Here is a 23,986-nt window from a genome sequence, read left to right on the forward strand (position 1 = left end):
AAGGCCGCAGACTCCCGCCCACGGCCAGCACGAGCACCCCGGAGAACAGTCACACCAGCCCCTCTGACCAGCACGTTCGAAGATGGCGACGCTTCATTGCTCATTGGGCTCAGATGCCACCAACCTCGGCATTTGGCAACGGCGCCGGGACGGTGCAGATCTTCGCCGTGTGGAGGCGCTACGGCGACCCGGAGGAGGCTCGCACGCACTTGTCCGCCGCACTCGCCTCGAGCCAATCACTCCTGGTCCTGCTTCTCGCAACCCACCTGCCTGGCCTATACGACGACCTGTTGGTGAGTCTGCTGGATCGCGAGGGCTACCGGCACCTTCGCCGGATACTGCCTGCGTCTGCATGGATCGCCGCCATCGAGCAGCACTTCCCTGGAGCCCACGCTGCCGTTCAACAGGCTGTAGCGCCGGAACCCGCTCGGAGTGCACGCACGCTCTCTTTGACTGTGCCGGCTCCAGTGCTCACCTTTCTGTACGCGCACCAGAGTGCCCAGACTCAGGCGCCGCCGACTCCGCTAAGCGTGTTCGAGCCAACAATGCAGCGTCGCAGCCAGGTCCAGATGCACTCTCCTCGCCACCTGCTAGGCACCGGCGAACCGTCGCGTCCGACCATCTTCGTACGCGTCTGCGTAGTACGCCCAGGAGAACTCTTGAACACCGGGGAGGCCACCTCAAATCTGGGCGAAGCCGCGCGACGCACTCTGCTGCGTCGGCTGCTCGGCGCGCACGATCCGTCCAGAACGCTCAAGGCGCTGGTCGCCAGCACCCCGTGGAACTTGGCATCCACGCTGGAGTGGGAGCATGTCGGTGGTGCAGGGCGCGAAGTGGACACCTTCAACATCGGCGACGCCAACGACGTCACGGCCTGTGGCTACAGCACAAGCGTGACGATCCGCACCGGCTTCAGTTCCACATCCGCCAGCCCCCGGCCCCTGCCCGCCATCATGGCAACGGTCGATCTCCAGCTCCAGCTGCCCAACGATCGCATCCTGACCCTCATCGAGCTGCGCGACCTCCTGGTCGACGCCATGGCCGCGGTGCCGCTCACATGGAAGGCCGCCAACGACCTTCTGCCCACCGGCCCATTCGAGGAAGGCGAGTTGGGCCTGTGGATCGCCTCGAATTCCGCCACAGGGCTGCCGGACGTTGTCGACCTCGGCCCCGCAACGCGCAGCCAGTCACCCCTGTCAGAGGTCGAGCTGTACAGCGACCTGCAGAAATGGCCCGCCGACCCCAGCACCACCAGGGCTGATCCCGCCTCGGAAGCGGCACGGCTCGCCGTCGAACTGCTCCGGCGCTGCTTCCAGCGCACTAATCGCGAGGACTACGAGCGGCAGCTGAATGCCCTGCTTCCCTGACTGACTTCGAGCCGCCCGCCACCCCCTGGGCGGAGGCTGGCGGCAAACAGCGCCCATGGGGCCGAGAACGAACTCGGCTGAACCTACATCCGAGATCGTCCCGGACTTCGAGCTGCACCTGCGCTGGTACGCCGCGAAGGAGGACGACGGCCTGTTGTTCATCGGCGAGCGCGGAGCCCCGTTCCGCCGCTCGACCTTCGGCCGCAAGTGGCGCAAGGCCCACACGAAGCACGACACGGACGGCTTCCGCTTCTACGACCTCCGCCACACCGGCAACGTCCTCGCCGCCGGCACCGGCGCCAGCCTCAAGGACCTGATGGCACACATGGGCCACTCCTCCGTCCGCGCCACACTGATCTACCAGCACGCCACCGCCGAACAGCAGACCAAGATCTCCAACGCCATCAGCGCCGCGTTGTCGACACCGCTCCCGACGCCGTAGCCCCTCTGCGGACAGCACTCCGAGTGCGGAAGTGGCCGACGGGGCGCAACGCGGACGGGAGCACTGACGGGCTCCGCTCCCATCGGGAGGTCCCAGACGTGCTCGTGCGCCCGGGACCTCGGCCTCTCCAGCAGCGACACTTCTTGATTTTTAACCTCAAATGAGGGAGCATTTCCGGAAGTCGATGCAGTGCGGAGGTGGGCGGCGTGGCCGTTGTACATGCACAGGACGATCGGGCTCGGGATCGACTCGCGGAACTGGGCCTCTCAGTAGTGGGGATCCACGACGCGATGAGGCGGGCGGAGGCCGAACGCAACTTCTGCACGCCGCTGGACCCGGTTGCGCTCCCCGGAAACATCTTCTGGGGCCGGACAGTGCGCTTCATGCGGGAGACGTACCGCAAGCAGGGGTGGGGCGTGTCGAATCCACGCAACGTACCGCTGCTGGTCGCGCCATCCGGCGAGTTCGCGGTGGCGGTGTCGAGCGGCAGTCGCGAGACCGGCGTCGCGGCCCTCAACCCAACCACGCGCTACTCCAAGGGAACGGCGGTTGCCCGCCGGGTCGAAACGAACCGGCAGCTACTGCTCTTCTCCGACTATGAACCGGACGACGAGGCACAGGATTCTGCGGAGGGAATGCCCACCTGGTTCCTGCTCTACCACCACATCACCACGGACCAGGGCGTCCGGCTCCACTCCGAACTGTCACTACCGAACGACACAGGCAGCCACGGCAAGATCGACAGCTGGCACGAGCGGATTATCCTGCCCTGGATTGACTTCGAGGGCTTCACGCCCTTCGTCGACGATGTCGGGCCAGACGACGGCATCGACATCCCCATTGAACGTCTCGGCTGACCAACCGACCCGAAACTCAGGGCCCATCATGATCACCGCCTCACGGCTCACCCTGGCGCGTAAGCGCCGGGGGCTGACCGTTACTCGCCTGTCGCAGCTTGCCGGCCTCACGACCCGACGGCTTACCGACTTCGAGAGCGGCAAGGCCACGCCGAGCCCGGCATCGCTGACGGCCCTGGCAGCGGCCCTGGAGTTCCCCGAGTCGTTCTTCTTCGCCGACGAGATCGCCGAACTGACTGCGGACGTCGCGAGCTTCCGAGCCCTGAGCAAGATGACAGCCTCTCAGCGAGAAATCGCGCTCAGCAACGGGCGCCTCGCCCGGACACTGCAGGACTGGGTCGCGCAGCGCTTCCGACTGCCCGCCCCCGATGTGCCGTCGCTTACGTCCTTCAGTCGCTGCCGCTCTACTGACGAGCAGATCCCCTTGCCGGGCGAAGACACGGGCGCCGAACCTCCCGCCGAGCACGCAGCCGAGCTCGTACGAGCACGATGGGGGCTCGGGAACGCGCCGATCCCGAACATGCTCCACCTCCTTGAGGCCCACGGAGTACGCGCGTTCTCGCTATCACGCGACTGCGCGGAGGTCGACGCCTTCTCCTTCTGGGACAGAGGGACACCCTTCGTGCTGCTCAACACCGCCAAGACGGGCGAGCGTGGACGCTTCGACGCCGCTCACGAACTCGGACACCTGGTCCTTCATGGGGAAGAGCAGATGCCGCATGGGCCTGCCGCTGAAGCGGAGGCCCACCGGTTCGCTGCTGCGCTGCTGATGCCGAGCGCCGATGTGGTCGCCCGCGCCCCGCAGAACCCCGCTACCTCGTGGATCCTTCAAGCCAAGCGGCATTGGCGAGTTGCGGCCATGGCCTTGGCTCACCGCCTTCACGAACTGGGTCTCTCAACCGAGTGGCAGTACCGCACACATTGCGTCGAGCTGAGCCGCCTCGGCTATCGCAAGGCGGAGCCGGGGGGCGTGCAGCGAGAGACCTCGCAAGTGCTCGGCAAGGTCTTCAGCGCACTGCGTTCCGAGGGGATCCGCCCCTCCGACATCGCTCGCGACCTTCATCTACGGCCTGCCGACCTCAACGACCTGATCTTCGGTCTCGTGGTCACCGCGCAGACCGGCGGGCGGCAGTCGACTGCGACTTCGGCGCGCCCACAGTTGACCGTGGTGTCCTGACTCCGACGCAGCCATCGCCAAATGCCGTGTCGGTGCCTGGTGGCAGCATGCTCCTGTGCTGATCCCCGGATATGAGGATGACCCGCTGACCGCCGGCGAGAAGCTGCCGGCCCTACCCGGCTTCTGGGCCGCGTATTTGCTGTGGCTCGCGGAGGGCGAGGACTTCGATCCCGAGCCCGCGCTATTCGGCGCTGACGGCGCGGACGCCGATGCGGCTTACGAGCGGCTCTCCGACCCGGCTGCCTGGCCCGTCCTCCGGCTGCCGATGCGGCACGGCCACACCATCCTGATCGTCTACCGCAACTTCCCTGAGGACGCGGGGATCGACTACTACCTGGCCCACCCCGACTGGGACCGTACAGCTCCGCTCGCCAGTATCGAGGGTCACTTTTCCGGTCCCGGCCTCGCCTGGCGCGAACTGGCCTACATCGCACGGCATCCCGGCGACGGACCGGGGATCACCGACCCACACGCCCGCCTGCTCCTCCTGCTGCCCATCCTCGGCGACGCGGACATGCCGACGGACGCCACCGTCATCATCGCCGCCGCCCTCGCCACCATCGGCACTCCCCCAGAGGCCAGGGCCAGCCTCGCGGAGGCTCTGCTCGACCACCCTTTCTGGGATGGCGAGACCTGGTATCACGAAGGGGCCGGCTCCCCACTCAGCGGCGGGGCCATTTCCGGCACCAGCCAGGTCCTGCACTGCGGCGGCACCTACAGCCCGCGCGCGGCCCGCTTCCGGCTCTCCTCCGACCAGGACTTCCGCCTCGCTGACGCCCTCGGCGACGCCGGTTGACGGCGGACTCCCCCAGCAGCCCCACCAAACGAGCGAGTTGTGAGACACCTACAAGTCGGTGGGGCTGGCCGCCAAGCGTCGACGACCGCCCTCGTGCGATGCAGGTCACCCCAAGGGGGCACAGACATGTGACACGGATCACTAAAAGTTGATCTCGCCATATGAGACGATCGCCGCCCATTCGCCCGAGGAGGCGCCGACGGTGACCAAATTTGACCGAACCTAACGCCACGCCAGGACCCATCTGGCACGAATCTGGCACGACGACCCACTATTGGTCCAGACAACAAGAAAGCCCCAGGTCGTTGACCTGGGGCTTTACCTCTGAGCGGGCGACGAGAATCGAACTCGCGCTATAAGCTTGGGAAGCTCATGTTCTACCATTAAACTACGCCCGCGTGACGAGCCGTCAGTGACCGCTCGATCTTCGCCCACTCTACCGCATGTGTCGGCCTGTCCATGCCCGTGCAGGGAGGGTGCCGCAGGGCCGACGGGGTGGGTCGGCGAGTCTGCGGGAGGGGTGTCCGGAAGATCCCCTAATGTGACGCTGTCCTGGGGTGTTGAGCCCCGTTCGCTCGTTGGTTTCGGGCGGCGGTCGGACTTCATGGGTACGGGTCGAGGGATGGGAAGGGCATCGATGGAGCAGCAGCGCACCGTCGTTCGTTGTGCCGAGGGGCACCTGTTCAGCACCACTACGTTCCCGATGCAGAATCTCGGTGCCGGGCGGCTGGGGCCCGGCAGGTTGATCCGGTGTCCGAGGTGTGGGCGGTTGCGCAGTTCGGTGCCGGCTGATGTGGGCGAGTTGTCCGCGCCACAGCTGGCACGTGCGCTTCGGCTGGAGGCAGCGGAGTTCCTGGCCTGAGCCCTGGCGTGAGCCCTGCCCGAGCCCCGGTCCGAGCCCCTGAGCAGGGGCTGTGAACAGGGGCTGCGGGCAGCGGCGAGCCGAGGCGGGCTCCGGGTGGATTCGTCCGGGGCCCATCGGTGCACGTAACCTCGAAGGGTGCTGCTCTCTGATAAGGACATCCGAACCGAGATCGACAAGGGCCGGGTCGTCATCGACCCGTTCGACCCTTCGATGGTCCAGCCCTCAAGCATCGACGTCCGGCTGGATCGTTTCTTCCGGGTGTTCGAGAACCACAAGTACCCGTTCATCGACCCCTCCGAGGACCAGCCCGAGCTCACTCGGCTGGTCGAGCCGGAGGGCGACGAGGCGTTCATCCTGCACCCGGGCGAGTTCGTGCTCGCCTCCACGTACGAGGTGATCTCGCTTCCCGACGATGTGGCGTCCCGGCTGGAGGGGAAGTCCAGCCTCGGGCGGCTCGGGCTGCTGACGCACTCCACCGCCGGTTTCATCGATCCCGGTTTCAGCGGGCACGTCACGCTGGAACTGTCGAACGTCGCCACTCTGCCGATCAAGCTCTACCCCGGTATGAAGATCGGCCAGCTCTGCCTGTTCCGGCTCTCGTCGCCGTCCGAGCACCCGTACGGCTCCGAGCGGTACGGCTCCCGCTACCAGGGCCAGCGTGGCCCGACGGCTTCGCGTTCACACCTGAACTTCCACCGCACCCAGGTATGAGACCGCGGTAACCGAGACCGCAGTAACCCAGAAGAAGGGGCGACCGGACACCAGCTCCGGTCGCCCCTTCGGCGTACGCCCCCGAAAAGGGGTCAGGCGCGCTTCGGGCGGGTGACGGCGGTCAGCTCGCTGCCGTCCGCTGTGAGCAGCAACTCCGTACGCAGCTCGGCGAGTTCACCCAGGCGGTGGAGGTGGGTACCGCCGCAGGCGATCTCGGCGGGCCCGGCCGGGAGTTCGCAGTGCCACTGGCGGCGGGCGGTCAGCTCGGGGCCGGGCACCTCGATCCGGACCGGGGCGTCCGCCGCGACCCAAGCGGCGAGTTGGGTGTTGACGGCGTCGGTGAGGGCGGGCAGGGCGTCCGCGAGGGCCGGAAAGTCCTCGGTCGCCTCGACCGTGAAGCCCTTCTTCCGAAGCGACTTGCCGAGGCGATAGACGTCCGTGCTGGCCTCGGTGTCCATCACGGAGGAGGCCATCGCGAGGCTGTCGAAGTCGGGGTTGCCGAAGGCGTCGGCGCGGCCCGGGTCCTTCCGCCAGCGCGGCGCGAGGGCGGCGTTCAGGGCGAGGGCGAGCAGGTGGCAGCCGCTGTGCGAGGCGGAGAGCAGCCCGCGCCGTTCGGCGTCGACGCGCAGTTCGGCGACCTGGCCGACCACGTCGTCAGCGGGCGCGGCGGCCAGCACGTGCAGCACCAGCCAGGACCACTCCTCGTCACCCCGCCGCACCGGGATGTCCGCACCGACCAGCACGGTGGGGTCGGCCGGACCGACCGCGCCGGTCACGCAGTCCACCACGGGGTACCCGACGCCCGCCACGGTGAGCGAGCCGAGGTCGGCGGGCTGGTCGGGCCAGGTGTGGTCGAGCGGGTGGAACGGCGTCGCCCCGGTGACCACGGCGTACCGGCCGTCGGCCAGCGGGTGGACGGCGAGCACCGGCGACTCGCCGGTCACCGCCCCGGCGGGGAAGCTGACGTGGGTGGTGGGGAGGAGGGTCATCCGGTGGCTCCGTGGCTCCGTGCAGAGGGGCGGGAAGAGAGGGCGGGACGGTCTCCACCCTAGTCAACCCCGCTGGAACACCCGTTCACCCCACCCGTTCACCCCGGCGTCCCGCCCCGACCTCTCGCCGCAACGCCTCACCCCAGCGTCGGCAGCTTGATCAGCACCAGCAGGGCGAGCAGTTGCAGCGCCGCCGCACCGGCCGCCTTGCCCCAGGGGAGATCGTGCACCCGACGCACCATCATGGTCAGCAGGACCGCGCAGAACAGCCAGCTGGCCCACCCCAGCACCTGCACCACCACGTTGCCGGCCGGCAGGAAGAGCGCGAACAGCAGCCTCGGCACATCCGTCGTCCAGCCGATCAGCACGGCCAGACCGACCGTCGACTGCCACGGCCCGTCCCCGCCGAGCTGCCGCGCGAGCCCGTACGTCACCCCGCCCAGCATCGCCCCAGCGAGGGTGAAGGCGATCGCCGCGCCCGCGATCGCCCAGAGGGCGATGGAGAAGGTGGAGTTGACCACCTCGTTGTGGGTCGAGCCGATGCCCAGTACCGCCAGTACGCCGTAGACCAGCGAGACGGTGAGCGCGGGCAGCCAGAGCTGGTGGTCCCGCATCCGGTCGAAGGTACGGGTCGGGTCCCGGTAGATCCCCGTCAGCAGCGCCTTCCAGTGCAGCCGGGGCCCGGAGACGTGCGGGGCGGACTGCCCACCGGCCCGGTAGACGCCGACGTTGTCCTGCGTGGGGTACTGCTGCGCAGCGTGCGGGGGGTACTCCTGTGCGTACGGGTCGTACCGTTCCTCGTACCGTTCCTCGTACTGCTGCTCCCCGTAGGGATCCCCGTACGGCGTTCCGGCACCCACCGTGAACGCCCGGGTGCTACCGGGCTGGTCGGCCGCGTACGGGTCCTGCGGCGAGGTCGGCCCCACACCCGGCCCCACACCCGGCCCCACACCCGACGCCGGCCCCGGCACCACACCCGGTGCCGCGAAGTACCCGGGTTCCCCCGCACCGCCACCGCCACGCGCGGCCCGGCCGCCACGGCCACCGCCCACCGCACCGCCCGCCGCCCCGCCGCGTGCGCCACCGGGCACACCCGACCACCCCTGCCGGGGGTCGGTGGCGCCCTGCCCGTTGTCGTATCCGTTGCCAGCCACGCATCGACGGTACCGGGTCCAGCTGACCAGGCGTCGGTCGATCGGGGACCGTGGAGAGATTGCAGCAGGGCTGTGACGGGGTGACGACAGGGCAGGGCCCCGTCGTCACCCCGTCACAGCCCGGCCTCAGGACCTCAGTGGTCGGCGCCGACGACACGCCCGTGCACGACGACCGCCGAGCTCTCGCCGGCCGGGCAGCCGCCGGGGCCGGCCGTGGTGCGGACCGCGCCGACGGGCAGCAGGGTGCCGCAGGCGATCCGGATGCCGTTCGGCAGCTCGTTGTCGGACTCGACGATCGCGCCGTCGCCGATCACCGCGCCGTCCAGGGACGTCCGGGCACCGATGGTGGCGAACGCGCCGACGATGGAGTCCTTGACGAAGGTGTCGGCGCCGATCACCGCGCCGGGCAGGATCACGCTGCCCTCGACGATCGCACCGGCCTCGACGACCGCGCCCTCGGAGACCACGGTGCCCGAGCTGAGCACCGCGCCCTGGTGCACCTCGGCACCGGGGAGCAGCAGGGCGTCACCGATCGGTCCGGGCACGGCCGGCGAGTCGACCTTGCCGAGCACCAGGTCGGCGGAGCCCCGGACGAAGGCGGCGGGGGTGCCGAGGTCGAGCCAGTACGAGGTGTCGACGACACCGCGCAGCAGCGCGCCGGTGGCGAGCAGCTCGGGGAAGGTCTCGCGCTCGACCGAGACCTCACGGCCGGCCGGGATCCGGTCGATCACCGAGCGGGTGAAGACGTAGCACCCGGCGTTGATCTGGTCCGTGATGATCTGCTCGGGGGTCTCCGGCTTCTCCAGGAACTCCAGCACCCGCCCGTCGGCGTCGGTCGGCACGAGGCCGAACGCACGCGGGTCCTCGACCCGGGTGAGGTGCAGGGTGACGTCGGCCCCGGCGGCGACGTGGCCGTCCCGCAGCGCGGCGATGTCCAGCCCGGAGAGGATGTCGCCGTTGAAGACGAGCACGGGCTCGTCGGGCCCGCAGGTGAGCCCGGAGGCGGCGTTGCGGATGGCGCCACCGGTGCCGAGCGGCTCGCGCTCGGTGAGGTAGACCAGCTCGATGCCGTACGGGCTGCCGTCCTTGAAGTGGTCCTCGAAGACCTCGGCGAGGTACGAGGTGGCCAGGACCACCCGCGTCACACCGGCCGCGGCGGCCCGGGCCAGCTGGTGGGCGATGAACGGCACACCGGCGACGGGGAGCATGGGCTTCGGCGTGTGGGTGGTCAGCGGGCGCAGCCGTGTGCCCTTACCACCGACCAGCATGATTGCCTGGGTCATGGTCTGTGCTTCTCCCCTTGCTCCGGTGCGTCCGGGCCGCCGTCAGGGGGCCGGTGTCGCCGTTCGATGACCTAACTGCCGACGGACGGCGGGGGAGCGAGTGCGGCTGCACCCTGCTCCCGGTCGGTCGTCGACGGACCCGCATACCGCGTGTCCAGCGCCTACTGTATTTCCTTCCAAAGCACAGACGTTCCAGTGGCAGCTTGATCAGTATCACTAGTGCTACTGCGGCCGAGGCCCTGACCGGCCTCGGCACGGTCCCCGCAGAGCCGCCGGACGGCTGACAGAGCACCGCTGGAGCACCTACCGAGCGCCTACGGAAGCAGCCATCCGGCGGTCGGCGGCACCCCGCCGGAACCGCCCGCGCCACCGCTCCCCAGCTGCGCGATCCGGGCGGCCGGCAGCGCCTGGCCCCACACCTGGACGTCGGAGATCGCGCCGTCCCAGTCGTCGCACCAGGCGGACTTGTACCTGACCCGGCCGACCTGCAGCGGGCCGCTGGTGTGCCAGATCCCCTTGACCGCGATGCTCTGGGCGAGCTGGCCGTCGACGTAGAGCGAGATCTTCTTCGCGGAGGCGTCGTACACACCGGTCAGCCGGGTCCACTGGCCGGTGGTGGCCGGGGTCTTGGAGAACGCCTGGTACGTGGTGTTGTCCTGGGCCCCGGCGGCGGTCTGCACCTTGAAGACCCACTGGTTGTGGTTGGCCCAGTAGTCCCGGCCGAGGTCGAAGGAGTAGTAACTGTCGCTGCCCTGGCTGATCACCGACCGCCCACCCGTCGGGGCGTTGTTGCGGACCATCGCGGACACCGTGAAGCTCTTGCCGGTGTCCACCAGGGCCGAGCTGCTCTCCGCGTAGGCGTCGGGGCTGCTGTTGAGGACCAGCGTCTGGCCGCTGTACCCGTCGGTCGGCCCGACCACCGCGCCGGGGCCGGGCGACAACGGGTGGCGGCCGCTGCTGTCGGCGACCTCGGCCGGACGCGAAGCCGTGGGCGACGCTGTCGGCGAACCCGGGTCGGCGAGCGGTGAGGCGCCGGCCGCCGGGCCGCCCGCCGCGCCGCTCGCCGACCCGCCCGCCGAACTGCTGGCCGCCACCGCCGGCCTGGACGGGCCGCTCGCCGCCGTCCTGCCCCCGCGCGGCTGCTGGAGTGCCAGCGCGCCCGCCACCATGCCGCCGACGAGCAGCACGCCGATCACCCCACCACCGATCTTCAGCCGCAGCCGGCGCTGGTCCTCCTGCTGGTTCCGCAGCGCCAGCGCCTCCCAGTCCGTCGAGTTGCCGACCGGCACGTTGCTCACCGGCGGCAGGTACGCGGGCCGCTGCTGCGGCCCGCCCCAACCCGCGTTCATGCCGTCCTGACCCGGTATTCCCCCACCATCGTTCATGGGCCGAAATGCTAGGCCATCGCCCTCCGTTGACGATCACCGGGAAACCTCCCGGGCCCCCGGAAATGCGGTCCGCCCCGCCCACCGGAGGTGGACGGGGCGGACCGAACGGACGAGCGGCGTCAGACCTCGACGGTCTCCGCCGGCTGCGCCTTGACCGAGTCGAGCAGCAGCTGCGCCACGTCGACGACCTTCAGGTGCTCCTTGGCCGCGCCCTCGTTCTTCTTGCCGTTGACCGAGTCGGAGAGCATCACCAGGCAGAACGGGCAGGCGGTGGAGACGATGTCGGGGTTGAGCGACAGCGCCTCGTCCACCCGCTCGGTGTTGATGCGCTTGCCGATCCGCTCCTCCATCCACATCCGCGCGCCACCGGCGCCGCAGCAGAAGCCGCGCTCCTTGTGGCGGTGCATCTCCTGCTGGCGCAGACCGGGGACCTTGTCCATGATCTCGCGCGGCGGGCTGTAGACCTTGTTGTGACGGCCCAGGTAGCAGGGGTCGTGGTAGGTGATCAGACCCTCGACCGGGTTGACCGGGATGAGCTTGCCCTCGTCGATCAGGTGCTGCAGCAGCTGGGTGTGGTGGATCACCTCGAAGTGGCCGCCGAGCTGCGGGTACTCGTTGGCGAGGGTGTTGAAGCAGTGCGGGCAGGTGGCGACGATCCGCTTGGTCGGCGCGTCCTCGAGGGCCGCGTTCAGCGTCTCGACGTTCTGCGCGCCGAGCATCTGGAACAGGAACTCGTTGCCCAGGCGGCGCGGGGAGTCACCCGAGCAGGTCTCGTCCTTGCCGAGGATGGCGAACTTGACGCCCGCCGTGTGCAGCAGCTCCGCGAAGGCCTTGGTGGTCTTCTTGGCCCGGTCCTCGAGGGCGCCGGCGCAGCCGACCCAGTAGAGGTACTCGACCTCGGCCGGCTCGATGTCCTGGCCGATCACCGGCACCTCGATGCCGGTCTCCTTCTTCAGCTCCTTGACCCAGTCCAGGCGCGCCTTGGTGGCCATGCCCCACGGGTTGCCCTTGTTCTCCAGGTTCTTGAGCATCGTCCCGGCCTCGGTCGGGAAGGAGCTCTCGATCATCACCTGGTAGCGGCGCATGTCGACGATGTGGTCGATGTGCTCGATGTCCACCGGGCACTGCTCGACGCACGCGCCGCAGCTGGTGCAGGACCAGAGGACGTCCGGGTCGATGACGCCGTTCTCCTCGGCGGTGCCGATCAGCGGCCGCTCGGCCTCGGCGAGCGCGGCGGCGGGAACACCGGCCAGCTGCTCGGGGGTGGCGATCTCGTTGCCCTCGGCGTCCTTGCCACCGCCCGCGAGCAGGTACGGCGCCTTGGCGAAGGCGTGCTCGCGCAGGCTCATGATCAGCAGCTTGGGCGAGAGCGGCTTGCCGGTGTTCCAGGCGGGGCACTGCGACTGGCAGCGGCCGCACTCGGTGCAGGTGGAGAAGTCGAGGATGCCCTTCCAGGAGAAGTGCTCGACCTGGGAGACGCCGAAGACGGCGTCCTCCGCCGGGTCCTCGAAGTCGATCGGGGCGCCGCCGCTGGTCATCGGGCGCAGCGCGCCGAGCGCGACGGCGCCGCTCTCCTCGCGCTTGAAGAAGATGTTGAAGAACGCCAGGAAGCGGTGCCAGGCGACACCCATCGACGGGTTGATGCCGATGGTGGTGGCCCACGCGAAGGAGATCGTGATCTTCAGCATCGCGAACAGGTAGATCAGGTTGGCCAGCGTGTTGTGCGACAGGCCCTTGAAGGCCAGCACCAGCGGGTACGAGATCAGGAACCCGGCCTCGTACGAGCCGACCCCGGAGATCGCGCCCTCCAGGCCGCGCAGGATCATGATGCAGAGGCCGATGGCGAGGATCGTGTACTCGACGTAGAAGGCCTGCCAGGCGATCGAGCCGGCGAAGCGCGACTTGCGTCCGGCCCGGCCCGGCAGGCTGAGCACCCGGATCACCATCAGCACGAGGATGCCCAGCGTGGTCAGCGTGCCGACCAGCTCGGTGAAGACCTCGAACGGCATCCAGCGGCCGATCAGCGGGATCTGGAACGACGCCTCGAAGAGCTGGCCGAAGGCCGTCACCAGGGTGAGGATCAGGGAGAAGAAGCCGACCGCGACGAACCAGTGGGCGACGCCGACGACGCCCCACGTGTTCATCCGGGTGTGACCGAGGAACTCGACGGCCACCGTCTTCACACGCTGTACGGGGTTACCCGTACGGGTGGCGTCCGGTGCGCCGGTCTTCACCACCTGGTAGATGTACATGCCCGCACGGGTGGCGAGCGCGATGCCGATCACAGTCGTGACCAGCGAGATGACGATCGCTGCTAGCTGCATCGGCTCTCCGTCTCCTACGGGCTGGTGGCAAGGGATTCAAGGGGTACCAGGGATCCAACTGATTGTACTCGCCGGTAACTTACTGAGCCGACTCGGGGCGGACATTACCGCCCGTTAACACGTGTCCAGAAGACGCGCAGGGTATGGCGGGAGTCACTTAGGGCATGCTCACCCGCTCGGCGCAACCGGCCCCCACTTGGCCTTCGCGCAACCCCTACACATAAGGGCGCAGTAAAGTTGCGCGGCCCAGACTCATAGCTGTTGACGACACCGCCGCCGTCATGCATGCTTGAGCCTGTAAAGCTCAACTTCTCTGTGGAGGTATCTACGATGGCACGCGCGGTCGGTATCGACCTCGGTACGACGAACTCGGTCGTCAGCGTTCTCGAAGGTGGCGAGCCCACCGTCATCACGAACGCCGAGGGCGCCCGGACCACGCCGTCCGTCGTCGCCTTCGCCAAGAACGGCGAGGTGCTCGTCGGCGAGGTCGCCAAGCGTCAGGCGGTCACCAACGTCGACCGGACGATCCGTTCGGTCAAGCGCCACATGGGCACGGGTTGGAAGATCAACCTGGACGGCAAGGACTTCAACCCCCAGCAGATCAGCGCCTTCATCCTGCAGAAGCTGAAGCGCGACGCCGAGGCGTACCTGGGCGAGACGGTGACCGACGCGGTCATCACCGTCCCCGCGTACTTCTCCGACTCGGAGCGCCAGGCGACCAAGGAGGCCGGTGAGATCGCGGGCCTCAACGTCCTGCGCATCGTCAACGAGCCGACCGCCGCCGCGCTGGCCTACGGCCTGGACAAGGACGACCAGACGATCCTGGTCTTCGACCTCGGTGGTGGCACCTTCGACGTGTCGCTGCTGGAGATCGGTGACGGCGTCGTCGAGGTGAAGGCCACCAACGGTGACAACCACCTCGGTGGTGACGACTGGGACCAGAAGGTCGTCGACCACCTGGTGAAGGTCTTCCACTCCGGCCACGGCGTGGACCTCTCCAAGGACAAGATGGCCCTCCAGCGCCTCCGCGAGGCCGCTGAGAAGGCGAAGATCGAGCTGTCCTCGTCCTCCGAGACCTCGATCAACCTGCCCTACATCACGGCCTCCGCCGAGGGCCCGCTGCACCTGGACGAGAAGCTCACCCGCGCCCAGTTCCAGCAGCTCACCGCAGACCTGCTGGAGCGCTGCAAGACCCCGTTCCACAACGTGATCAAGGACGCGGGTATCAACCTGTCCGAGATCGACCACGTGGTCCTGGTCGGCGGCTCCACCCGCATGCCGGCCGTCGCCGAGCTCGTCAAGGAGCTGACCGGCGGTCAGGACGCCAACAAGGGCGTCAACCCGGACGAGGTCGTCGCCATCGGTGCCGCCCTGCAGGCCGGTGTCCTGAAGGGTGAGGTCAAGGACGTCCTGCTCCTCGACGTCACCCCGCTGTCCCTTGGTATCGAGACCAAGGGCGGCATCATGACCAAGCTGATCGAGCGCAACACCACGATCCCGACCAAGCGGTCCGAGATCTTCACCACGGCCGAGGACAACCAGCCGTCCGTGCAGATCCAGGTCTACCAGGGCGAGCGCGAGATCGCGGCGTACAACAAGAAGCTCGGCATGTTCGAGCTGACCGGCCTGCCGCCGGCCCCCCGTGGCCTGCCCCAGATCGAGGTCACCTTCGACATCGACGCCAACGGCATCATGCACGTCGGTGCCAAGGACCTCGGCACCGGCAAGGAGCAGCGGATGACCGTCACCGGCGGCTCCGCGCTGCCGAAGGACGACATCGAGCGCATGATGCGCGAGGCCGAGCAGTACGCCGAGGAGGACCACAAGCGCCGCGAGGCCGTGGAGACCCGGAACCAGGGCGAGCAGCTGGTCTACTCGACCGAGAAGTTCATCGCGGACAACTCCGACAAGCTCCCCGAGGACGTCAAGACCGAGGTCGAGACGGCGATCACCGAGCTCAAGGAGAAGCTGAAGGGCGAGGACATCGCGGCCATCCGCGAGGCCACCGAGAAGGTGTCCACCACCGCCCAGAAGCTCGGCACCGCGCTGTACGCGAACGCCGACGCCGCAGGCGCCGCCCCGGCCGGTGACGCCCCGCACGACGCCAAGCCCGAGGACGACGTGGTCGACGCCGAGATCGTGGACGACGAGAAGCCCAAGGGTGGTGCGGCATGACGGAGAAGCCGCAGGGCGACAAGCCCGGCGACGACTCCACCGCTGAAGAGGCCGTCCTGAAGGCCGCCGAAGAGGCGGTCGCAGGCGGAGCTTCGGAGGAGCTCGCCGCCGCGCAGCGTGAGCTGGCCGAACGTACGGCCGACTTGCAGCGCCTCCAGGCCGAGTACCAGAACTACCGCAAGCGGGTCGAGCGCGACCGGCTCACGGTCCGTGAGATCGCGGTCTCCAACATCCTGGAGTCCCTGATCCCGGTGCTGGACGACATCGGCCGGGCCCGTGAGCACGGCGAGGTGACGGGCGGCTTCAAGTCGGTCTCCGACAACCTGGAGACGGTCGTCGCCAAGCTGGGCCTGCAGCAGTTCGGCAAGGAGGGCGAGCCCTTCGACCCGACGCTGCACGAGGCGCTGATGCACAGCTACTCCTCGGACGTCACCGAGGACACCTGTGTCCAGATCCTCCAGCCCGGCTACCGCATCGGCGAGCGGATCATCCGCCCGGCGATGGTCGCGGTGGCCGAACCGCAGCCCGGCACCCAGACCACGGGTACCCCGGATGCGGAGACACCCGGCCCGGACGCAGCCGACAAGGCTGACGGTTCGGCCGAAAGCTGACACTCTGTGCGCTGCGGAGTCGTACGTCGTCCGGTACGACGCACGGCTCCGCAGCGCCGTATGCAGTGCCAGAACGCAGCCAGACGCAGTGCCAGCTGCAGTGCCAGATGGACGCAGCGTCATTTGCACGCAGTGCCAGCTGTACGCAGTGCCATTTGCAGCGACACGTTTAGGGCAGATTTCGGGAGGTTGGGGCAGCCATGAGCGCCAAGGACTACGTGGAGAAGGACTACTACAAGGTCCTCGGTGTACCCAAGGACGCCACCACCGCCGAGATCAAGAAGACGTACCGGAAGCTGGCCCGCGAGTTCCACCCGGACGCCAACAAGGGTGACGCCAAGGCGGAGGACCGCTTCAAGGACATCTCCGAGGCGTACGACGTCCTCTCGGACGACAAGCGCCGCAAGGAGTACGACGAGGCCCGCAGCCTCTTCGGCGCCGGCGGGTACCGGGCCGGTGGCCCGGCCGGCGGTGGCAGCTTCGACTTCGGCGACCTGTTCAACAGCGCCCCCGGCGGGGGCGGCGGCGGCATCGGTGACGTGTTCGGCGGCCTCTTCAACCGGGGCACCCGGCAGGCCCAGCCGCGTCGGGGCGCCGACGTCGAGACCGAGGTGACGCTCGCCTTCGAGGAGGCGGTGGACGGCGCGACCGTCCCGCTCCGGATGACCAGCCAGGCCCCCTGCCGGGTCTGCAGCGGCACCGGCGCCAAGGCCGGCACCACCCCCCGGGTCTGCCCGACCTGCGTGGGCGCGGGCACCGTCAGCCGGGGCCAGGGCGCCTTCGCGCTCTCCGAGCCCTGTCGCGACTGCAAGGGCCGGGGCATGCTGGTCGACGACCCGTGCACCGTCTGCCACGGCAGCGGCCGGGCCAGCTCGGCCCGCACCATGCAGGTCCGCATCCCGGCCGGGGTCCAGCACGACCAGCGGATCCGGCTCAAGGGCAAGGGCGCGCAGGGCGAGCGCGGCGGCCAGCCGGGCGATCTCTACGTCACCGTGCACGTCGACGCGCACCCGGTCTTCGGCCGCAAGGGCGACAATCTGACGGTCACCGTGCCGGTGTCCTTCCCCGAAGCGGCGTTGGGCGGCACCATCGAGGTGCCGACGCTCGGCGGTCCGCCGGTAAAGCTCAAGCTGCCGGCCGGCAGCGCCAACGGGCTCACCCTGCGGGCCCGGGGCAAGGGCGCCACCCGCAAGGACGGCACCCGCGGGGACCTGCTGGTCACTGTGGAGGTCGTGGTCCCGAAGCTCGTCGAAGGCGACGCGCTGACGGCCCTGGAGCAGTACCGCGAGGCCACCGCCTCGGACGACCCGCGAGCCGCCCTCTTCCGGGCGACGGAGGGAGCGTGACCCGATGATGAACCAGGAACCCATCGGCCCCGGCCTCGGTGAGGGCCTCCCGGGCGGCCGCCGCCCCACCAGGGGCAGCGGCCCCGCAGGACGGGTCAACTACGTGCTGACCGAGGAGACACCGGTCTACGTCATCTCGGTCGCCGCCGAGCTGTCGGGGCTGCACCCGCAGACCCTGCGTCAGTACGACCGCCTCGGTCTGGTCTGCCCGGACCGCACGGCGGGCCGTGGCCGCCGGTACTCCGCCCGGGACATCCAGCAGCTCCGCGAGGTGCAGCGGCTCTCCCAGGACGAGGGCATCAACCTGGCCGGCATCAAGCGGATCATCGAACTGGAGAACCAGGTCGCCGCGCTCCAGTCCCGGGTGGGCGAGTTGGCCGACTCGCTGGAGGGCGCGGCCAGCGCGCTCCAGCAGCGTGAGGCCGCCGTGCACGCCTCGTACCGCCGCGACCTGGTCCCGTACCAGCAGGTCCAGCAGTCCAGCGCGCTGGTGGTCTGGCGCCCCAAGCGCTAGCGTCGCCCGCCCGGGCCGTCGGTCCCCCACCCGGGGGGTACCGACGGCAGCCGTCCGGTGCGAGAGTGCATCCGGTACGGCCGTTGCGGGGTGCGCCCGGTCCTGGGGTCCGCCCGGCACGGGAGCGCAAGAGGTCAGGCCGCGCATGACGAGTTGACCGGCAACTTCGCCCGGACCCACGCCGATTACGATCTCCGGTGGGGGCGGGCGCAGTCCGCTCGGTGCAGCGGTCCAGCGAACGGCGAGGAGTCGCAGATGAGTGCCGAGGCCAGGCCAGAAGCCGACGGCGACGAGGACGGAGCCCTGTCTCCCGAAGCCAAATCGCTCTACCTGCGCGCCCTGCGCTCGGAGGGCAGACTCACCGACGTGGACGGCCGGGCGCTCGGCTCGGACGCCCAGTGCGGGCCGCTGGAGGAGCTCCTCGAGCTCGGCCTGCTCAACCCCGAGGTCGGCCCGCCGGGGACTTTCGCCATCAAGGATCCCCGGCAGCTCGCCGAGTCCCTGTCGAACGGCATGCAACTGCAGGCGACCGAACTCCTGCTCCGGTCGATCGCGCTCTCTTCCTCGCTGCACGTACTCGGCCAGGAATACCAGACTCATATCACCCAGCCCGAACCGGGCGGATCAATTGAGTACGTCCAGGGCAGAGGGACGATTAATCAGCAAGTGGCCACTCTTCTCGAGGGTTGTTCGGAGGAGATGCTGACCGCCCAACCCGGTGGCGGACGAGGTACCGAGGCATTGAAGATTGCCATTGACCGGGACATGAAGTTCGTACAGCGCGGCGGCACAATACGGACGATTTACCAGCCGAGCGCCCGTTACTCCGCGCCGACCATCGAGTACGTGGAGGAAGTGACACAGGAAGGCTGCCAGGTGAGAACCCTGGATGAAGCTTTCTCCAAGCTCATCGTGCTGGACCGCAAGGTCGCCGTCGTCACCGTGGGTGGCGAGGACAACCGGGACCGCGCCGCTTTCATCCGGGACGAGGCGGTACTCAGTTACATCATCGGCGTGTTCGACAACCAGTGGGAGCGCGCGATCCCATTCACCGGCGGGCACGAAATACCCCGCCAGGTGGTGTCCAGCATGCGACGGCAGATCGTGCGCATGATGCTTCAGGGCGTGGGGCACCGGACCATCGCCCGCAGACTCGGGCTGAGTGAACGCACCCTCGCCCGGCACATCGCCGAACTCCGCGAGGAGCACGGCGTGGAGACGCTGTTCCAGCTCGGCTGGAAACTGGCCGAACAACTGGAAGGGCCGACGCCCCTTGAGGCCCCGGCCCTTCCAAAAGATCCGCTTGATCCGCTGGACTCCTACCAGTGACTGTCCTGAGCCACCGCGGCGGCAGTCGACGAGTTGAGGGACCAGTGAGAGTCCGCCATCGCCGGGCCGGCTCCGAGGAGCATCGCGATGCCCAGGAGGAGCGCAGAGACAACGATGCGGCGAGCCTTCAGCACGACATCACTCCTTTCAAGACAGGCTACTGCGAACACCGAACCCCCGATGCGATGGTCGCACTAATAGGTCCACATGATGACTCATCGGGTGCCGTCGTGTCACTCCCCCCAGCATGAGGCGCACTTGACTTCGCGGGCGACCGAGCCCGATGTGGCCCACGGCACATCCGTCATCCGTTAACGACACGCACCCGAACTGCTGAAATGTCCATGGCGGAATCCCGATGTTGCCGCTATGGGCAGACGTGTCATATCGCTGCCATGCAGCCAGATGACACCGTGCGCCAGTGGACGGCCGGACAGGCCGCGTTGGACGATCACCTTGCAACCGGAAGCGGTCGAAGTGGTACCTGGACTCAGGAACCCATTTCCACCACTCACCTGTTGCCTGGTGAGGACTGGTGCTCCGTACCCCCCGGCACGGCAGAACCAGCCGTTCAACGCGATCATCCAGGAAACCACCGCACGCCCACTGGGGCCGCAGACTCACCCCAGTCGGCCACCACATCCCCCGGAGTCGACATGAGTGAGCCCTACCTGCGCAACCGCGCCGTCCAGACCCCCGAGGGACGGCGGGCACGGGTGTTCCTGGCCGCGCCGCTCATGCGGCTGACCGGACCTGCCGACAGCGTGGTGACGCTGGCCAGCCGTACCCGGCTGACCACCCTCCGCTCCACGCTGCTGCGCAGCGGCGCCGCCGTCTACAGCGCTCACCACAGCGACGCCTGGTCGGTGGCCGGCCGGGCGCCCGAGCCCCGGGTTCCGTCCGACTTCCGCGCCCTGCAGACCGCCGACCTGGTCTTCGCCTACGTCGGGGCGCCGCTCTCGGCCGGCGTCAGCCTGGAACTCGGCTGGGCCTCCGCGCTGCGCAAGCCGGTGGTGCTGCTGGTGGACGAGGCGATCACGCACAACCCGCTGATAGCCACCATCGAGCAGGTCGCCCCCGTGCTGCCGCTGGTCTTCGACGACACCTGGTCGCAGGAGGCCCTGCACCACACCGTGGAGACCGCGCTCGACTGGGCCGGCATGGCCCTGTCGCTGCGCGAGGGCTTCTGGACGGCGCCGGGCGAGCAGTTCCCGATCCCCCGTCAGCAGCCGCCGGCCTCCTACGGCTACTACTCCCCCGAGGTCGCCACCGGCTGACCCGGAGGATGCCGCCGCGTCTTCGGTCGTATTTCCAGCCACGCCCTCACTCACGTGTCGGGTCACGACTTCGGTCACATCCTCAGTCACGTCGGCCACCCCGCATCAGCCAGCCCAGCTGGAACAGCGTCTGAGCGCCGTACCTGTCCCGCAGTCGCGAGATGTGTGCCGCCACCGTCCGTTCGCTGAGGCCGAGCCTGCTCGCCACCCCGCGTTGGGTGAGCCCGGTGGCGAGCAGCCGGCTCACCCGGTCGGCGACGGACGGCCCGTCGCCCTGCGGGTCGGGCGCGCCCCACTGGACGGCGTCCGCCCGGGCCCAGTCCCGTTGGAAGACCGCGACCATGAAGGCGACCGTCGCCGGCTCCGTGGTGAAGAGGGCCTGACTGTGATCGCCGGCGGTGGCCACCACGGCGGTCGAACGATCGAAGATCATCATCCGCTCGAAGGGCTCGTCCAGGATTCGTACCTGGGCACCGTGTGCGGTGACTTCGGCCGCGCAGCGGACGGTGGCGGGCTGCTGGAGCGTGACGGGCTGGTAGAGCGTCCGGATCCGCCCGCCCCGCTCCAGCAGCGGCATGCCCTGGCTGGCTGCCTGATCCATCACGTCGGCGGGGCGCCGGCCCGGCTGGGCGGCGAGCGCCTCCTCCCGGCAGTCGGAGAGGAGTTCGACGATCCGGTGCTGGATGTTCTGGTAACCCTCGATCCGGGTCTCCTCGCCACCCTGCTCCGCCCGCCGGTGCGCCGAGTCGTACGCCTTGGTGAGGCCGTCCAAGGTGCCGGGCAGCTCTTCGGCCCGGAGCAGCAGACGGGTGGCCTCGGAACGGAGTTCAGCGCTGACCTGGCTGACCAGACCACGCGGACTCACCACCGTATAGACGCTGTCCACCTGGTTCGCCAGCAGCAGCCCCATGCCGACGAGTTGGCTGATCGAGTGGTGGTCGGCCCGGGTGACCTCGTAGAAGGGCAGTCGGCCGCCCCGGGCGAGGATGGCGAGGTAGAGCTGCCGGGCGGCCTCGTCGGGCAGGCTGGTGTCACGGCCTGTCAGCAGATCCGCAGCCACTTCGCGCCCCCTCCCCGATCCGCACGATCTGACGTGTCTACACCATCGCAGTGTGACGAACGGGGATCAAGTAGCGCCGACTGCAGGTTTCCGCAACTGCGAATACCTGCAGTCGCTTCTCCGGCAGACACCCGATCAGTGGTGCTCCGGGTGCCTAACTGCCCAGCAGCCGACCGCTGATCAGCCCCGAGACGGTCCGCACCGCCGCAGTCGCCCAGGTGGCGAGCAGCAGGGCGAACAGCGCCACGGCGAGCGCGGTGAAGCCTCCGAAGCCGGTGTGCCGGGCCAGCCCGGCGGAGCCGGTGACCATGGTGCCGACCGGGAAGGTGAAGGCCCACCAGGTCATCGCGAAGGGCATCTCCGCCCGTAGGGCCCGCAGGTTGGCCGCGCCGGCGACCAGCAGCCAGAGCAGCGCGAACCCCATCGCCGCAAGGCCGTACAGCACGGCGGCGGCCAGCGCCGCCCCGGCCGCGCCGGGCAGCACCGACTTGGTCGCGTCGGCGAGTTGGTTGACGGCGGTGGTGGACTGGCCGAGCGGTCCGAGCACCAGGAAGAGCGACGGGGTGAGCACCAGGGCGGGCAGCTTGCTGTGCAGCAGACCGGTCAGCACCACCGGTAGCAGCACCAGGGTGGCCAGCATCCCGGCGCCCAGCAGCAGGCAGCAGCCGTACAGCATCGCGGCCTGCCACTGCCCCGGCAGGTGCGGGATCAGCGCGGGGCCCAGCGCGCCCGCGACCACCGGCGCGACGACGGGGAGCAGCCAGGTCGGGTTGGCCTCCAGCGGCGAGACCCGGTGCCGGCTGATCATCAGGTACGGGATTCCGGCGGCCACCGCGACGGCGTACAGCGCGCCGGTCCCCCAGAGCACCAGGTCGATCGCCACGGCGGGCCCGGTGCCGATCACCCGGGAGCCGACCGCCAGCGTGCCGAACCCGACCGCGAGCAGCGCCATCGGCGGACAGCCGTAGAACACGGCGGTGGCCGGGTCGTCCAGCAGCTGGGTGCGGGCGGTGGCCCGGTGCCGGGTGAGGTGCACGGCCCGGCCGGCGATCAGCAGGACGAGCGCGGCGGCGGCCAGCGCCCAGACCAGTTCGGCGAACCCGATCAGCCCGGGCAGCCGGACGGGGAGGGCCGCCGCGCCGTTGGCGACGATCGCGGTGCCCATGACGGCGGCGTACCAGTTCGGGCCGAGGCGCCGGAGGTCGAGCCGGTACGCGGTCGTGACCTGCGGGTTCGTGGTGGGTGCGGTGATGACGGCCATGACTCCACCCTGCCCGGCGCGGCTGTCCGCCGGTAGCGTGCTCCGCCCTATGAGGACATAGCCTGAACCTATGACCGACCCGTTCCACCCCCTCTCCCCCCACGTCCCCGAACTCGGCGCGCTGGAGCTGCTGGTCGCGGTGGCCAGGCTGGGCAGCGTCGGGCGGGCGGCGGCCGCGCTGGGGGTGAGCCAGCCCGCCGCCAGCGCCCGGATCAAGGGGATGGAGCAGCAGATCGGGGTCGCCCTGCTGGACCGGTCGCCGCGCGGCTCCCGCCCGACCGAGGCCGGGCGACTGGTGGTCGACTGGGCGCGCACCGTGGTCGAGGCGGCGCGGTTGCTGGACGCCGGGATCGGCGCGCTGCGGGAGCACCGCGACGCGCGGCTGCGGGTGGTCGCCAGCCTGACGGTCGCCGAGTACCTGATGCCGGGCTGGCTGCTGGCCCTGAACGAGAGCAGCCCGGACACGGCCGTCACCCTGCGCACCGCGAACTCCGCCGACGTCGCCACCCACGTGCTGGCGGGCGAGGCGGACCTCGGATTCATCGAGGGCCCGAACACCCCGCCCGGGCTCGACGGCGTGGCGGTGGGCGCCGACCGGCTGGTGGTCGTGGTCGGGCCCACCCACCCCTGGGCCCGGCGCCGCACCCCGCTCACCGGCCCCGAGCTGGCCGGCACCGCGCTGGTGCTGCGCGAGCCGGGTTCCGGCACCCGCGAGGTGCTGGACCAGGCCCTCGCCCCGTACGGCGGCACGGCCGCCCCCCGGCTCGTGCTGGCCTCCTCGACCGCGCTCAAGGCGGCCGCCATGACGGGCTCCGGTCCGGTCTGCCTGAGCGAGCTCACCGTGGTCGAGGAGTTGGCGACCGGCCGCCTGGTCGAGGTACCGCTGGACGGTCTCGACCTGCACCGGCCGCTGCGGGCCGTCTGGCCCGCCGGGCAGCGGCCCACCGGACCGGCCCGGGAGCTGCTCGGTCTCACCCGGAAACGACTTCCCCAGTAATTCGCCCAATGAGCTACCCGATGAACCGCACAATGAGTCACTCGAAACTTGAGCGTGATCGAC

20 protein-coding genes, 1 tRNA gene and 1 pseudogene are annotated in these 23,986 nt (G+C 69.4%); 14 read left to right on the forward strand and 8 right to left on the reverse strand.

The features are described from left to right. Window positions 1-659: 659 nt before the first annotated feature. From P3T29_RS30195 to P3T29_RS30215, 5 genes are all read left to right on the forward strand, one after another. The gene (locus P3T29_RS30195) at window positions 660-1,367 is read left to right on the forward strand and encodes a hypothetical protein (protein WP_280719868.1); all 708 of its coding nucleotides are present in this window, start codon (window positions 660-662) and stop codon (window positions 1,365-1,367) included. 55 nt (window positions 1,368-1,422) lie between these two features. After that, window positions 1,423-1,809, forward strand: coding sequence for a tyrosine-type recombinase/integrase (locus P3T29_RS30200; protein WP_280719869.1), 387 nt, complete (start codon window positions 1,423-1,425; stop codon window positions 1,807-1,809). A gap of 206 nt (window positions 1,810-2,015) precedes the next feature. Next, the gene (locus tag P3T29_RS30205; protein ID WP_280719870.1) at window positions 2,016-2,666 is read left to right on the forward strand and encodes a hypothetical protein; all 651 of its coding nucleotides are present in this window, start codon (window positions 2,016-2,018) and stop codon (window positions 2,664-2,666) included. Between the two features lie 28 nt (window positions 2,667-2,694). After that, window positions 2,695-3,843: an ImmA/IrrE family metallo-endopeptidase gene (locus P3T29_RS30210; RefSeq protein WP_280719871.1), complete on the forward strand. Its 1,149-nt coding sequence runs from the start codon at window positions 2,695-2,697 to the stop codon at window positions 3,841-3,843. Window positions 3,844-3,898: 55 nt separating this feature from the next. Next, a complete protein-coding gene (locus P3T29_RS30215) occupies window positions 3,899-4,639 on the forward strand; it encodes a hypothetical protein (RefSeq protein WP_280719872.1) in 741 nt (246 codons plus the stop codon). Window positions 4,640-4,966: 327 nt separating this feature from the next. On the opposite strand, the gene P3T29_RS30220 is transcribed toward P3T29_RS30215, so the two are convergent. Beyond that, window positions 4,967-5,037 (reverse strand) — tRNA-Gly (locus tag P3T29_RS30220). A gap of 239 nt (window positions 5,038-5,276) precedes the next feature. On the opposite strand from P3T29_RS30220, the gene P3T29_RS30225 reads away from it, so the two are divergent. Beyond that, a complete protein-coding gene (locus P3T29_RS30225) occupies window positions 5,277-5,501 on the forward strand; it encodes a hypothetical protein (RefSeq protein ID WP_280719873.1) in 225 nt (74 codons plus the stop codon). Window positions 5,502-5,639: 138 nt separating this feature from the next. After that, complete coding sequence (gene dcd, locus P3T29_RS30230; protein ID WP_280719874.1) at window positions 5,640-6,215, forward strand: dCTP deaminase; 576 nt, start codon at window positions 5,640-5,642, stop codon at window positions 6,213-6,215. A 92-nt stretch (window positions 6,216-6,307) separates the two neighbouring features. On the opposite strand, the gene P3T29_RS30235 is transcribed toward dcd, so the two are convergent. The 5 genes and pseudogenes from P3T29_RS30235 to P3T29_RS30255 all read right to left on the reverse strand — a co-directional run bounded on the left by P3T29_RS30235 (window position 6,308) and on the right by P3T29_RS30255 (window position 13,353). After that, window positions 6,308-7,204 carry a metal-dependent hydrolase gene (locus P3T29_RS30235; protein ID WP_280719875.1) on the reverse strand — a complete coding sequence of 299 codons (897 nt, stop codon included), beginning with the start codon at window positions 7,202-7,204 and terminating at the stop codon, window positions 6,308-6,310. A gap of 137 nt (window positions 7,205-7,341) precedes the next feature. Then, window positions 7,342-8,358 carry a Yip1 family protein gene (locus P3T29_RS30240; RefSeq protein WP_280719876.1) on the reverse strand — a complete coding sequence of 339 codons (1,017 nt, stop codon included), beginning with the start codon at window positions 8,356-8,358 and terminating at the stop codon, window positions 7,342-7,344. Between the two features lie 209 nt (window positions 8,359-8,567). Further along, window positions 8,568-9,641, reverse strand: a pseudogene (locus P3T29_RS30245) (NDP-sugar synthase); the annotation flags it as partial. Window positions 9,642-9,955: 314 nt separating this feature from the next. Then, window positions 9,956-11,026 carry a LamG domain-containing protein gene (locus tag P3T29_RS30250; protein ID WP_280719877.1) on the reverse strand — a complete coding sequence of 357 codons (1,071 nt, stop codon included), beginning with the start codon at window positions 11,024-11,026 and terminating at the stop codon, window positions 9,956-9,958. A gap of 122 nt (window positions 11,027-11,148) precedes the next feature. Then, window positions 11,149-13,353 carry a (Fe-S)-binding protein gene (locus tag P3T29_RS30255; RefSeq protein ID WP_280719878.1) on the reverse strand — a complete coding sequence of 735 codons (2,205 nt, stop codon included), beginning with the start codon at window positions 13,351-13,353 and terminating at the stop codon, window positions 11,149-11,151. Between the two features lie 330 nt (window positions 13,354-13,683). Between P3T29_RS30255 and dnaK the strand changes: the two genes are divergently transcribed. The 6 genes from dnaK to P3T29_RS30285 all read left to right on the forward strand — a co-directional run bounded on the left by dnaK (window position 13,684) and on the right by P3T29_RS30285 (window position 20,605). Continuing rightward, window positions 13,684-15,528 carry a molecular chaperone DnaK gene (dnaK, locus tag P3T29_RS30260; protein WP_280719879.1) on the forward strand — a complete coding sequence of 615 codons (1,845 nt, stop codon included), beginning with the start codon at window positions 13,684-13,686 and terminating at the stop codon, window positions 15,526-15,528. Next, window positions 15,525-16,139: a nucleotide exchange factor GrpE gene (grpE, locus tag P3T29_RS30265; protein WP_280719880.1), complete on the forward strand. Its 615-nt coding sequence runs from the start codon at window positions 15,525-15,527 to the stop codon at window positions 16,137-16,139. Before dnaK ends, grpE begins: the two co-directional genes overlap by 4 nt. Before the next feature lie 200 nt (window positions 16,140-16,339). Then, entirely contained in the window at window positions 16,340-17,485 is a 1,146-nt protein-coding gene (gene dnaJ, locus P3T29_RS30270) for a molecular chaperone DnaJ (protein WP_280719881.1), read from the forward strand. A gap of 4 nt (window positions 17,486-17,489) precedes the next feature. Next, window positions 17,490-17,999, forward strand: coding sequence for a helix-turn-helix domain-containing protein (locus P3T29_RS30275; protein WP_280719882.1), 510 nt, complete (start codon window positions 17,490-17,492; stop codon window positions 17,997-17,999). Between the two features lie 255 nt (window positions 18,000-18,254). Continuing rightward, window positions 18,255-19,328 (forward strand): helix-turn-helix domain-containing protein, encoded by a 1,074-nt coding sequence (locus tag P3T29_RS30280; protein ID WP_280719883.1) that lies wholly within the window; start codon window positions 18,255-18,257, stop codon window positions 19,326-19,328. 656 nt (window positions 19,329-19,984) lie between these two features. Beyond that, window positions 19,985-20,605, forward strand: a complete 621-nt coding sequence (locus P3T29_RS30285) for a hypothetical protein (RefSeq protein WP_280719884.1) — start codon at window positions 19,985-19,987, stop codon at window positions 20,603-20,605. 82 nt (window positions 20,606-20,687) lie between these two features. Here the strand turns inward: P3T29_RS30285 and P3T29_RS30290 are convergent, their stop codons facing one another. Next, entirely contained in the window at window positions 20,688-21,665 is a 978-nt protein-coding gene (locus tag P3T29_RS30290) for a LuxR C-terminal-related transcriptional regulator (protein ID WP_280719885.1), read from the reverse strand. 154 nt (window positions 21,666-21,819) lie between these two features. Then, window positions 21,820-22,926: a C4-dicarboxylate ABC transporter gene (locus tag P3T29_RS30295; RefSeq protein ID WP_280719886.1), complete on the reverse strand. Its 1,107-nt coding sequence runs from the start codon at window positions 22,924-22,926 to the stop codon at window positions 21,820-21,822. Window positions 22,927-22,996: 70 nt separating this feature from the next. Here P3T29_RS30295 and P3T29_RS30300 point away from each other — a divergent pair, with 70 nt between their 5' ends. Next, window positions 22,997-23,923: a LysR family transcriptional regulator gene (locus P3T29_RS30300; protein WP_280719887.1), complete on the forward strand. Its 927-nt coding sequence runs from the start codon at window positions 22,997-22,999 to the stop codon at window positions 23,921-23,923. Window positions 23,924-23,986 lie beyond the last annotated feature (63 nt).

The sequence above is a fragment of the Kitasatospora sp. MAP5-34 genome, assembly GCF_029894335.1.
Taxonomy (GTDB): Bacteria; Actinomycetota; Actinomycetes; order Streptomycetales; family Streptomycetaceae; genus Kitasatospora.